Origin of the sequence: Thiemannella venezuelensis (genome assembly GCF_014203605.1) — a bacterium.
Lineage (GTDB): Bacteria > Actinomycetota > Actinomycetes > Streptosporangiales > Streptosporangiaceae > Planomonospora_A > Planomonospora_A venezuelensis.
Genome location: NZ_JACHJJ010000017.1, coordinates 144,302 through 157,007, shown reverse-complemented (window position 1 = coordinate 157,007; position 12,706 = coordinate 144,302). Strand labels below are relative to the sequence as shown.

The following is a 12,706-nucleotide window of genomic DNA, read 5'->3' as shown; positions in this document are numbered from 1 at the left end:
CATGAGGTTTTCCACGAGGCCCTCCGCCAGGGCGGGGATCGCCGCCCTGGCGCTGGCCGGGGCGCTGACCGCAGGGGCCGCGCTGGTCCCCGGCGAGCCGGTGCCGCCTCCCGCCACCGCGCCCGCCAGGGGAGCGGCCGTCCGCGAGCCCGTGGAGACGCCCGTCTCGGCCGTCTCGCTGCGGGACGCGATCGCCGCGCTGACCGCCAGGCTCCGCCGCCTGCCCGGCGACGACCAGGCCTGGGCGAGTCTCGGCGCCGCCTACGTCCAGCAGGCCCGCCTGACCGCCGACCCGTCCCTCTACCCGAAGGCCGAGCAGGCGCTGGCCCGCTCCGCCGCGCTGAACCCCGGCAACTCCGCCGCGCTGACCGGCCAGGCCGCGCTCGCCGCCGCCCGGCACGACTTCACCGGGGCGGTACGGCTGGCGCGGCTGTCGGCCGGGGCGAACCCCTACGGCGCGGGCGCCCAGGCGGTGCTGGCCGACGCCTACATCCAGCTCGGCCGGTACGGCGAGGCGGAGCGGGCGATCAAGCGGATGACGGAGCTGCGGCCGGGCGTCGCGGCCTTCACGAGGGCCTCCTACGCGGCCGAGCTCCGCGGCGACCGGGACGGGGCCCGCCGCCTGCTGGTCCACGCCCTCGACGACGCCTTCGCCCCCGCCGACGTCGCCTACTGCCACTACCACCTGGGCGAGCTCGCCCTGCACTCCGGCGACCTGGCCGGCGCCGCCGAGCAGTACCGCCTGGCGCTGCGGGCGGCGCCGGAGTTCACCCCCGCACTGGCCGGGACCGCCAGGGCCGCCGCGCTCGGCGGCAGGACGGCCGAGGCGCTCGACCTGTACGCGACCGTGGTCGAGCGGCTCCCGCTGCCCCAGTACACGGTCGAGTACGCCGAGGTGATCATGGCCTCGGGCGGGGACCCGTCCGGGCAGTGGGCGCTGCTGCGGGCGCAGCGGGACCTGATGGCGGGCGCGGGGGTGCGCGACGACCTGACCTGGGCCGAGTACGAGGCCGACCACGGCTCTCCCGCCCGGGCCGTCGAGCACGCCAGGGCCGAGTACGCCCGCGCGCCGGGCGCGGTCGCCGCCGACGCGCTGGCCTGGGCCCTGCACCGGGACGGCCGGAGCCGGGAGGCGCTGCCGTACGCGCGCGAGGCCACCGCGACCGGCTGGCGCCACGCGCTGCTCCTGCACCACCGCGCCGAGATCGAGCGCGCCCTGGGCCTCACCCGGCGGGCCGAGCGCTCCGCCGCCGCGGCCCGCGCCGCGGACCCGGCCTTCTCCCCCCGCCTGCCCGCCCTCGCGAGGTTCTCATGATCCGCAGAACGGTCCTCCGCCTCGTCGCGGCCTCCGGCCTCGCGGCGCTGTGCACGGCGCTCGCGGCCCCGGCGTCGCAGGCCGCCGCCGGGCCTCCCCGCGCCGCCGCTGTGCTCCGGCCCGCCGCTGTGCTCCCGCTCGCCGCTGTGTCCTCGCACGTCAGCGCCGTGCTCCCGCCCGTCGCCGCGCACCCGCTGGGCAACTTCACCGTCAACCACTACAACGGCCTGACGGTCGCCCCGGACCGGGTGGAGAACCTCGCCGTCGTCGACAGCGCCGAACTGCCCACCCTGCAGACCCGTCCCGCGGTGGACGGCGACCGGTCGGGGACGGTCTCGCCGCCTGAGCGGTCGGCGTACGGCGCCGCCCGCTGCGCGGAGCTGGCCGCCGCGCAGCGGCTGACCGTGAACGGGACGGCGGTCGCCTGGCGGGTCGCCTCCTCGGAGTTCGGCTACGAGCCCGGCCAGGGCGGCCTGGAGACCAGCCGCCTGACCTGCTCCCTCGCCGCGCCCGTGACCGGGCCGGAGACGGTCGGGTTCGAGGACGGCTTCCTCGCCGACCGGCTCGGCTGGCGGGAGATCACCGCGGTCGCGGGCGGCGGGGTACGGCTGGCGGAGTCGTCGGCGCCGGAGACGAGCACAAGCGGGCGGCTGCGGAGCTACCCGGACGACCTGCTGGCCGCTCCGCTCGACCAGCGGACGGCGCGGCTGGTCGTCCGGCCCGGGACCGGGCCGGGGGACGGGCCGGGGGACGGGAGCGGCTCCGCGGCCGGGGCCGGAACGGGAACCGGCCCCGGCACCGGACCGTCTCCGGCCGTGCCCCGGCCGAGCCTGCCGGGGCCGGCCGGGGACGCGCTGGCCGCGCTGGACCGGGCCTTCACCGGGCTGATCGGCACCGGCTCGCCGACGGTCCCGCTCGGCCTGCTCGCGGTGGGCATCGCCGTGCTCCTCGGCGCCGGGCACGCGCTCGTCCCCGGCCACGGCAAGACCATCATGGCCGCCTACCTGGCCGGGCGGCGGGGCCGCCCCCGGGACGCGCTGGTCGTCGGCGCCACCGTGACCGTCACCCACACCCTGGGCGTCCTGGTGGTGGGGCTGCTGCTGAGCGTCTTCTCCTTCCTCACCGGGGAGGCCGTACTGGCCTGGCTCGGCCTGGTCAGCGGCCTGCTGATCACCGCCGTCGGCGCGGGCCTCCTCCGGACGGCCTGGCGCGCCCACCGCACCGGAGAGGCGCCCGGGCACGGCCACGGGCACGGCCACGGCCACGGGCATGGGCACGGCCACGGGCACGGCCACGGTCACGGCCACGGTCATTCCGGTTCCGGTCACCTCGGCCATGGGCACGCGGCCCGCCCGGAGGGCGGCGTGGCGCTGCTGGAACCGGACGCCGGACCTCCCGGCGCGTCGGCCGCCGGGAACCGCGGGGCGGAGACCCGGCCCGCGGCCTCGCGGCGCGGGCTGGTGGGGATGGGGATCGCCGGAGGGCTGGTGCCCAGCCCTTCCGCGCTGGTCGTCCTGCTCGGCTCGATCGCGCTCGGCCGCACCTGGTTCGGGGTCGCCCTCGTCCTGGCGTACGGCCTGGGCATGGCCGCCACCCTCACCGCCGCCGGGCTGCTCCTGGTCAGGCTCGCCGGGAGGGCCGGCCGGTTCGCGGCGGCGGGCCGGGGCTTCGCGGCCCGCGCGTCGGCCCTCGCCCCGGTCGGCACCGCCGCGGTCGTCGTCCTGCTCGGACTGGGCCTCGCCCTGCGCGGACTCACCGGAGCGGTCTGACCGCGCCCGACGCCGGCGCCGCGGGAACCGGCCGGCGGGGATCAGGCCAGGATGCGGCCGAGGACGCGGGCGTACATCCGGCCGGGACTGGGGACCGAGGGCGGGGTGAGGAAACCGGGGAGCATGGGCAGGTCCACGGCGAAGGGCTGCAGCCGCTCGTAGAGGGCGTCGGCGCCGGCCGGGCGCCGGTCGGGGTCCTTCTCCAGCAGCTCGGCGAGGAGGCGGTTCAAGCCGTCGGGGATGCCGGGGACCGGGGGCGGGAGCTCCTTGACCTGGCGCTCGAACACGACGTACTCGGTGGGGCCGGTGAACAGCTGCTCGCCCGTCAGCATCTCGTGGATCACGCAGCCCAGCGCGTACAGGTCGCTGCGCGGACCGGCCAGGCCGCGCTGGATCTGCTCGGGGGCCATGTAGGACGGGGTGCCGAGGATCTGGCCGATCCGGGTGAACTGGGTGGAGTCGGCCTCGCGGAGCATTGCCAGGCCGAAGTCCAGGACCTTGACGCTGCCGTCCGGGCAGAGCATCAGGTTGGTCGGCTTGAGGTCGCGGTGGTAGATGGAGAGCGTGTGCGCGGCCGAGAGCACCGCGCAGGCCTGGGCGGCGATCGCGGCGGCCCACGGGACCGGGAGCGGGCCGTGCTCGCTGACCAGGTCGGCCACGGTGACGCCCTCGATGAACTGCATCACCTGGAACAGCCGCTGCTCGAAGGTGCCGAAGTCGTACAGGACCGGGGCGCCGGGGTGCTCCAGCTTGGCCAGGATGCGGGCCTCGCGCAGGAAACGCCGCTTCAGCTCCTCGTCGGGCCCGGTGAGCAGGCGCAGGAACTTGACCGCCACCCTGCGGTCGAGGTGCCTGTCGTGACCGGCGTAGACCGCCCCCATCCCGCCCTGCCCCAGGGGAAGGTCGTCGAGCACGTAGCGGTCGCCGATGACCATGACCCTCCCTGCGGACCCGCGGGCGCTACACCCGTTGGTCGCACGGTCTCAGATGACCGTCGACCAGTCCGTCAAAGCCTAGCCGGATCAAGGTCTCTCCCAGTGCCGCCGTCTCACGCAATCTGTCCTCCAGCGCGGTCAGCTCGCGGAAGGCGGCGCCGTACCGCCGCTGCTCGGCCACGGGCAGCACCGGCACGCGGGCCCGCCGCACGTCGAGCCGGCTGGAGCTGGGATGGACGCGGGAGGCCTCGGCGGAGCGGAGGAACCCGGCCAGGAAGTGGGGGTCGAGCCGTTCGGGGTCGACGCGGTAGAGCGTGAGCTGCGGCCCGAGCGCCGCGCCGGAGTGCTCGACGACCCGGACCGCGCCCAGCGCGGTGGCCACGACGTCGTCCGGCCTGACCATGACCAGCGCCGGGTCGAAGACCGTCCCTCCCGAGGGCTCGGCGCCCGCGGCGGCGTCCTCGGCGGTCAGGACCGGGACGGGTCCTGAGCCGGCGGTCATCTTGGGCGGGGCCTGCAGGATCGTGACCAGGCCCGCCCTGACCAGCTCGCCGACGGTCGTGGTGGGCAGCTCCTGCCGCTCGGCGAGCGTCTCCAGCGCGGGAGGCGCGTCCGGCAGCGCGGCCGAGACCTCCCTGAAGCGGTCCAGCGCGCCGGTGAGGTCGCGGGCGAAGTCCATCCCGCCCTGCTGCGGGCGGTGCCGCCCCGGCGCGAGGTCGACCTCGTCGTCGAGCAGGTCGATGATCCGCACCGTACGGCTCTCGCCCGGCGGTTCGGCCTCGGGGTCGGCCGTGTAGGCGCGCCAGGCCGACTCCACGATCGACAGGTCCTCGCTCGCGTCCACCATCAGCAGCTGCGACGGGGGCCGACCGCCGTCCGGGCGGCGCAGCAGCCACAGGTCCGGCCCGCCGGGGGCCAGGGCGATCACGGCCCGCAGCGCCCCGGCCCGCAGCAGGTTGCCCCGGATCCGCTTGCCGGGGCGCCGGCTGGCCGCCGCGGCGGGCATCAGGATCGCCACCAGGCCGCCCGGCCGCACGTGGGCCAGGCAGTGCTGCACCCAGGCGAGCTCCGGCTCGCCGCGCGGCGGCAGGCCGTACTCCCAGCGGGGGTCTCCGGCCAGGTCCTCGTAGCCCCAGGCCCGCTCGTTGAACGGCGGGTCGCAGACCACCGCGGCGGCGAGCTCGCCGGCCAGGCCGTCCTCGCGGAGCGAGTCGCCGGCCACGATCCGGGCGCGCGTCCCGCGCAGCAGCAGCCGTACCGCGGTGAGCAGGGCGTTCGTCTCGCTGAGCTCCTGGCCGAGCGGGGCGGCGGCGTGCAGGAGCAGGGTGCCGACCCCGCAGGCCGGGTCGAGCACGGGGCCCCCGCCGTCCCGGAGGTGTCCGCCGGTCAGCCGGGCCATGAGCGCGGCCACGTCGTCCCTGGTGACCGAGAGCTGCCGGGAGTGGGCCTCCACGTAGCGTGCGCAGAGGAACTCGAACGCGGCCAGCGGGCCGTTCTCGGCGGCGAGCCGGGCGACCAGCCGGATCAGCGTGCGGTCCTCCAGCCGGAACCCGGGCGGACCCGGCAGGTCGGGCGTGGCGTCGGCCACCAGCTCGGCGAGGGGGCGCGCGCCGGGATCGCCGGACAACGACCGCGTGCCGTGCTCGCGCCAGCCTCCGGGGTCGCGGTGCAGGAACAGCAGGAAGGCGCCGACCCGGCCGACCAGCTCGCCCAGGCGCAGGTCGTCGACGGTGGTCCGCATCCGCTGCCAGACCAGGTCGCCCAGGGAGACCTCGAAGGACTTGCCGTTGCCCCGCAGCCAGGCGGTGACCTCGGACAGGGAGAAGAGCGGGCTGGAGGCGGTTCCGCCGACGGGCTGGGGGAAGTCCTCGTGGCGGCGGCGCCAGTTGCTCACCGCCGCCCGGCCCACATCGGCGAACCGGGCGATGTCGCCCGCGTTCACGGTGATCTCCTGGCTCTCCTCCATACCGGCCCACAGTAGTTGACTGTGCTGAAATGGTCTACAAGAGATTTGCTTGTGAAGTGCTTCAACCAGTGCTTTACTGCCTTCATGGCACAAAACGAAGGACCGGCCCTGCGCTACGCCGCCCGCTCCGACGTCGGAGTCCGTCGCGAGTCCAACGAGGACTCCGGCTACGCGAGCGCGCGCCTGCTCGCCATCGCCGACGGCATGGGCGGCCACGCCGGCGGGGAGATCGCCAGCTCGCTCGCGGTCACCGCCGTGGCGGCGCTGGACGAAAGCCTTCCGGAGACCGGCGCCGATCTCAAGGCGGCGCTGAAAACCGTGGCCAGAGACGTCAACCGCATGATCCGCGAGATGAGCGAGCAGGAGCCCGCGCTGCGCGGGATGGGCACCACCCTCACCGCCCTGCTCTGGGACGGCGACATGTTCGCCCTGGCCCACGTCGGCGACTCCCGCGCCTACATGCTGCGCGACGGCGCCCTCTACCAGATCACCCACGACCACACCCTGGTCCAGTCGCTGGTCGACGACGGGCGGATCACCCCCGAGCAGGCGGCCGAGCACCCGCGCCGCTCGATGGTCCTGCGGGTGCTGGAGGGCACCGGCGACGGCGAGCTCGACCTGACGCTTCGCGAGGCCCAGCCGGGCGACCGCTACCTCGTCTGCTCCGACGGCCTGACCGCCGTGGTCGGCCCGGAGACCCTCTTCACCATCCTCACCGAGGTCGACGACCCTGGCGAGACCGCCCACCGGCTCATCGACCTGGCCAACCGCGGCGGCGGCCCGGACAACATCACCTGCGTCGTGGCCGACTTCGGGCCCTACCCGGCCGGCGCCGAGAGGTTCGTCGTGGGGGCCGCGACCGAGCGGCGGCTGACACCCTGAGCCCGGCCGGGCCGCCGCCCGGGAGGACCTCCGGTCAGGACACCCGGGCGGACGCGGCGGTCCAGGTGTTGCACGCCGACGACGAGGCCGCCCTGAATCCGCGGTTCGTCCAGTAGACGATGCTCGATCCCTTCCCGTGGTCGCGGACGCCGCGCCCGCCGGAGTCGTCGCCCGTCGCCTTCTGGCTCCTCAGGAGCAGCCGCCAGTCGGCCGCGGTGCGCGCCAGCGACGTCCAGACGGAGCCGGCGAAGGCCCCGGCCAGACACTCGGCCTGCAGTTCCTGCCTGCGGGCCTGCTCGTTCAGCTCCTTCTTGTTCCGGTAGGCCAGCCCGTCGTTGCCCTTCATGATCCCGGAGAGGTTCTGCACGTGGTGGGCGTACTCGTGGGCGGCCACGATCAGCAGGAACAGGTCCGAATCGTTGTCGAGCAGGCCGGAGCCGACGGGGAAGTTCAGGCTCCGCTCGGCCCTGCAGTAGAGCGCGATCGTCTCCTTCGGCCACTTCTCCCCGCACACGCGGCTCCTCGTGGAGACGAACCTGACCACCGGCCTGCGGAACGGCAGGTTCCGCCTGCGCAGCTCGGTGGACCAGACCCGGTCGAGGCACTTCACGACCGCGAGCGTGTAGCGCCTGGCGGAGGCCGCGCCGCCCTTCCCGGCCGCCGGCTCCTCGCACGCGACCTGCGTGAAGACGCTCCTGCCGTAGAGCGGGTTGTGGGTGAGCACGGGAGCGTTCCCGACCGGGTAGCCCGCCGCGGCGCGGGCGGTCCCGGCGGTGCCGGGGGCGCCCGAGAGGACGGCCCCGGCGAGGATCGCGGACAGGACCGCGCCGCCGACCCGTCCGGCCGTCACCGGCGCGGCCCTTCCGGCGCGAGCCGGTCGGCGGCCTGCCCGATGGCGGTGCTGACCCGGTCGGCGAGCAGCCCGACGGCGCCGACGGCCCGGGTCACCGGGTCGTCCTCCGTGCCGCCGAGCGCCGCCGAGCGCACGTAGGCGGCCTTGACCTCGGCCCACCGCGCGGCCTGCGCGGCGGTGAGCGTCCCCCGCAGCTCGGCCAGCTTCAGGAGGCTGGCCTCGGCGCCGGAGGCGAGGGTCTGGGCTTCGGCGAGATAGTGGTCGTCGATGACCGCCTCCAGTTCGGCGTCGTTCATCACGGGGACGATCCGCGCGGCGAGCTTGGCCATGTTCCGGTAGGACCCCTGGAGCTGGAACGGCGGTTCCGTCCGGGAGCCGTCGGACCGGGCGGCCGAGGCGATGTAGGCCTGGTTGACGGCCAGCACCACCCGCTGGACGCGGAGCAGCTTGCGCAGGACCGCGAGGACCTGCTCCAGCTCGACCGGCGAGTAGGGGTGGGAGAGCCGGTCGGCGCGGACGGCGGGGTCGCCCTGCGCCAGCCGTACGAGCAGGCGGACGTCGTCGCGGTCCCGGGTGGAGAGCGGGGCGAGGACGGGGTTGGCGGTGAGCGCGTTGTCGACGTAACTCAGTGCGAACACCTCCTCCCTGCCTGAGAGTACGTCGCCGAGGTTCCAGACGTCGGCCCGGTTGGCGAGCATGTCGGGGATGCGGAACCGGCCGCCCGACTCCGTGTACGGGTTGCCCGCCATGCAGACCGCGAAGCGCTTGCCGCGCAGGTCGTAGGTGCGGCTCCGGCCGTCCCTGACCCCCTCCATCCGGCGCTGGGCGTCGCAGAGCGAGATGAACTTCTGCAGCAGCTCGGGGGAGGTGTGCTGGATGTCGTCGAGGTAGAGCAGGACGTTGTTGCCCATCTCCAGGGCGAAGTTGATCTTCTCGACCTCCTGGCGCGAGGTCGCGTCGGGGGCCTCGGCCGGGTCCAGCGAGGTGACGAGGCGGCCGAGGGCCGGACCGTCGACCTTCACGAAGACCAGGCCGAGACGGCTCGCGACGTACTCCATCAGGGTCGTCTTGCCGTAGCCGGGCGGGGAGACGAGCAGCAGCAGGCCCATCTGGTCGGTCCGCCTGGCGTCGCCGCTCGCGCCCAGCTGCTTGGCCAGGTTGTCGCCGATGAGCGGCAGGTAGACCTCGTCGAGCAGCTGGTTGCGGACGAAGGCGCTCATCACCTTCGGCCGGTACTCCTCCAGCCGCAGCCGCTCGCGCTCCGCGGCGACCAGCTCGTTGCGCCGCCGCAGGTAGTCCCGGTAGGCGGGCACGCGCTCGGTCCCGAACCGCCGGGTCCTGGCGAGGAACTCGTCCAGCCGCACCGCCAGGCTCCGGCCGGTGACGCGCGGATGCGCGCCGAGCAGGCCCTCGGCGGTCGCGCCCAGCGCCGCAGAGGAGTCGTAGCGGGGCAGCTCGCACAGGAGCACGGCCACCGCCTCCGGCAGCTCGGGTGCGCGTTCGAACGCCCCCAGCCACGCCTCGGCCAGCCGCCTGCGGGCCGGCAGGTCGCCGGCCAGGGCGCGCAGGTCGTCCTCGAACTCCGCGCGCGCGGCGCCCAGCGCCCGGCCGAAGCGCTCCAGCAGCCCCCGGGCGCCGGAGCTCGTCACGAATCCGGCAGGAGCCCCCGCGAGCTCCTCGAACAGGTACTCCCCGGCGATCCCGGAGACGTCCGCGCCATCCGGCGCGGACGGCGCAGAGGGTACGGACGGCGCAGAGGGTACGGACGGCGCGGACGGTAGGGACGGTGCCGACAGGGTGGACAGGAACGCCGCGACGGCGGAGCCGAGGTCGCGGCGGATCTCGTCCACCGCGGCCACGCGGCCGAACCGGGAGCGGGCCCGCGCGAGCGAGACCGCCCTGGTGGTCCAGGACGCCCGCTCGGCCTCGCCGGTCCCGAAGGCCCAGAAGAGCTGGGCCGCCGCCCGGGCGTCCGGCGGATAGCGGAGCAGCCCGGCGCCGGAGTGCAGGCGGAGCAGGACCTCCAGGATCGCGGCGGCGTCGTGGTCGTGCACGCCCCGCTCGTAGCCCTCGTCGTAGCGGCTCTCCGCGACCCGGCGGACGATCGCGAGCAGTCCGCCCTCCGCCACCGCCGCCTCGTGCAGCGCGTCGAGCGAGAGGGGGGAGCCGTCCGCGGCCGGAGCCCCCGCCTCGGCCGAGGCCAGGATGGAGGCGGCCAGGTACTCGCCCCGGTAGACCTCCGGCGACTCCGAGACCAGCAGCTGGGACCAGAACGGCCGGCTCGCCTCGAACGCGGGATCGCCGACGGGGGAGCGGTAGTCGGTCCCGGTGACGGCGAACACCATCCGGTCCTCGTGCGGGACCAGCGTCAGGTCGGCGGCCTGGGTGTTGACCGCGAACCGGTGCCGGCCCAGCCGGATGGTCCCGCCGCCGTCGCCGTAGAGGTCGAGGCGGTCGCGCAGGGCGCGCCCGGCCTCCTGGCGGGCGGACTTGATCCACCCCTCCAGCTCCTCGGCGCGGACCGCTTCGCCCAGCTCGCGCAGTTCCCCGGCGACCGCGTGCAGCTTGGCCACCATCGGGTCGGAGGCGAAGTAGGTGTTGACCTCGTCCGCCGAGCCGAACGAGGCCGCCCGGCGCCGCACGCCGAGGAGGATCCGGTCCGCCGAGCCGGCCAGCCGGTCGGCCCGGCGGGCACGCTCGTCCAGCAGCGCCTGCCGCCGGGAGGAGAACGCCTCGTAGACGTCCTCGCGCCTGGTGCCCAGCTGGGTGAGGAAGTCGTCGAACTCGGCGAAGCGCGACTCCAGGTTCTCCAGCTGCAGCATCAGCCGGCCGAGCTGCTCGTCGCACCGGTCGGGGGTGTCGGCCATGGCCAGGGCGCCGGTGATCGCCTGCCCCAGCAGGGCGAACTCGGCGGCGAAGGCGGCGCGTCCCTCGGTCGCCAGCAGCTCGCGCCGGCGCGCGTCCAGGGCGGCCCGGGCCCGGTTGACCCCGCCGAGGACCTCGCCGATCCGCTCCAGGACCGCGGTGCGCGCTCCCGCGTCGGCGATGTCGAGTGTGCCGACCACCTCGATCACGACCTCCAGGCCCCGGGCCTGCACGGCCAGGCGCTCGGCGACTCCCGCCGCCTCGGCCGTGGTGGCGGCGGTCCCGGCCTCCGCGGCCAGCGTCTCGACCTCGGAGCGGTAGCCGGTGAAGGCGTCCGCGCCCTGCAGGAAGCCGGTCGCACGCCGTGCCGCGGTGCCGAGCTCCGCCGTCAGTTCGGCGTCCAGCCGGTCGATCCGGCCGGTGTCGGCGTAGCGCAGCTCGCGGAGGCCCGCCAGGTGCCCCTGGGCCCGGCGGAGCTCGGAGATCCGGGTGACCCACTCGGCGGCGGAGCGGGCCGGCTCGCCGTGCGACCGTCGGATGAGGGAGGCGATCTCCCCGGCGGCGGCCTCCAGCGCCTCCGCGGCCTGGCCGGTGAGCGAGCGGACCTTCTCGAACTCGTCGAGCACCTGCTCGGCGGTCGCCCTGACCTCGGTCACCGGCCCGCGCAGGTCGTGGTCGCCCAGCCAGTGGTAGTGGTCGAACACGCGGGTGCAGGCCGCGATGAGAGCCTCGAAGACGGAGGCCGACGGCGCCGTCTCCTCGACCATGCGGGCCACCGAGAGGCAGTCGGAGATGCCGCGCACCAGCTCCGCGTTGCCGATCCGCTCCAGCGGCCCGGTCCCCGCCGGCCGGGCGGCGGCGTAGACGTCGGAGGTGTACGGCGTCTGCCACACCTGCATCGGGTGCACCCGGGCCGGCTCCTCCGAGGTGGCCCGGAACACCACCAGCGTGCCGTCGTCGAACAGCGAGTAGCCGTGGCAGGGGATCGGCGTCGCGACCTGCTTGCGGATCACGTTGTACGGCAGCAGCAGCGACCGGCCGTCGGCCCGCGCGTGGAACACGTAGAGCACGTCCTCGCCGTTGGCCGAGCGGACGACCCGCTCGAACTCCAGGCCGGTGACGTCGGTGTCGAAGGTCTTGCTCACCCCGGTGGACAGGTGGTAGCCGCCGGGGAAGATGATCCCCTGGTCCTCGGGGAGCCGGCGGCAGGCCTGGCCGATGCCGTCCAGCCGTACGACGTCCCTGGTCCGGGTGTTGAAGACCAGGTGCCGCCATCCGGTCTCGTTGTAGGGCCGGATGCGCAGCAGGATCAGCGGGCCGACCCTGGCGTGCAGCACCTCGGCGTCGGCGAGGCTCTGCAGCGGCTCGTCGACCGGCTCCCGGTAGACGCCCTCGCCGGTCTCCGTGTTGTTCTCGACCTTGATGGTGAGGTCGCCGCCGACGGTCTCGACGAACACCTCGCCCTGGATCGAGATGTGCGGGTGGCGGCCGGGCACGTGGTCGTCGCGGGTGGTCCGGGTCCACTCGAAGTCGTGCGAGGCGGGGAAGACGTGGTCGCGCTCGCCGCGATCGTCGAGGTAGGCGAGCGAGCCGTCCGCCCCGATCTGCCAGCGCAGGACCCGGATGTCCTGCGGGCCGGTCCGGAAGACGGCCAGCAGCCTGCCCTCGACCCGGCGGAGCTGGAGCAGCCGGGTCTGCCGGTAGTACCGGTAGAGCTCGGCGAAGTCCCGCTCGAACTGCGGATGGCGCAGGAGCCGCTCGGCGCCGGGATCGGTGTCGAAGCGGACGGCGTCGCCGTCCCGGCTGAACCGGTGCACGGAGAAGACGTCGTCGACGGCGGTCTCCGGCTTCAGCCCGATGAACACGTTGTAGCCGAAGAGCATCAGGTCGCCGATGGAGACGATGTCGCGGGGCACGCAGTTGTTCTCGGTGCGGATCCGCTCGGTGCCGATCAGGCGGAGCTCGGTCCCGCCGAAGACGTCCAGGCGCCGGGCGTTGAGCGCCTCGGCCCGCCGGGCCAGCTCCGCGGCCTGTTCGGCGAGCCGGGCGCGGAGCACCTCGTAGGTGCCCGCGTCCAGCGGCTGCTCCGTCGTGCTCGTGGTCTCGGTGAGGGTCACCGCG

General features: G+C 75.0%; 7 protein-coding genes. 3 read left to right on the top strand and 4 right to left on the bottom strand.

Annotation, left to right across the window (positions count from 1 at the left end):
* Position 1 precedes the first annotated feature (1 nt).
* Entirely contained in the window at positions 2-1,315 is a 1,314-nt protein-coding gene (locus tag FHS22_RS23845; protein WP_184945009.1) for a tetratricopeptide repeat protein, read from the top strand.
* Positions 1,312-3,084, top strand: coding sequence for a High-affinity nickel-transporter (locus FHS22_RS23840; protein ID WP_184945006.1), 1,773 nt, complete (start codon positions 1,312-1,314; stop codon positions 3,082-3,084). The genes FHS22_RS23845 and FHS22_RS23840 overlap by 4 nt, the downstream gene beginning before the upstream one ends.
* Positions 3,085-3,125: 41 nt before the next feature.
* On the opposite strand, the gene FHS22_RS23835 is transcribed toward FHS22_RS23840, so the two are convergent.
* Complete coding sequence (locus tag FHS22_RS23835) at positions 3,126-4,019, bottom strand: serine/threonine-protein kinase (protein ID WP_184945004.1); 894 nt, start codon at positions 4,017-4,019, stop codon at positions 3,126-3,128.
* Between the two features lie 25 nt (positions 4,020-4,044).
* Complete coding sequence (locus FHS22_RS23830) at positions 4,045-5,985, bottom strand: N-6 DNA methylase (protein ID WP_184945002.1); 1,941 nt, start codon at positions 5,983-5,985, stop codon at positions 4,045-4,047.
* Positions 5,986-6,069: 84 nt separating this feature from the next.
* Between FHS22_RS23830 and FHS22_RS23825 the strand changes: the two genes are divergently transcribed.
* The gene (locus tag FHS22_RS23825) at positions 6,070-6,867 is read left to right on the top strand and encodes a PP2C family protein-serine/threonine phosphatase (protein WP_184945000.1); all 798 of its coding nucleotides are present in this window, start codon (positions 6,070-6,072) and stop codon (positions 6,865-6,867) included.
* A gap of 34 nt (positions 6,868-6,901) precedes the next feature.
* Here the strand turns inward: FHS22_RS23825 and FHS22_RS23820 are convergent, their stop codons facing one another.
* On the bottom strand, positions 6,902-7,717 hold the full coding sequence (locus FHS22_RS23820; protein WP_184944998.1) for a neutral zinc metallopeptidase: 816 nt from the start codon (positions 7,715-7,717) through the stop codon (positions 6,902-6,904).
* A complete protein-coding gene (locus FHS22_RS23815; protein WP_184944997.1) occupies positions 7,714-12,702 on the bottom strand; it encodes a DNA repair ATPase in 4,989 nt (1,662 codons plus the stop codon). The genes FHS22_RS23820 and FHS22_RS23815 overlap by 4 nt, the downstream gene beginning before the upstream one ends.
* Positions 12,703-12,706: the final 4 nt, after the last annotated feature.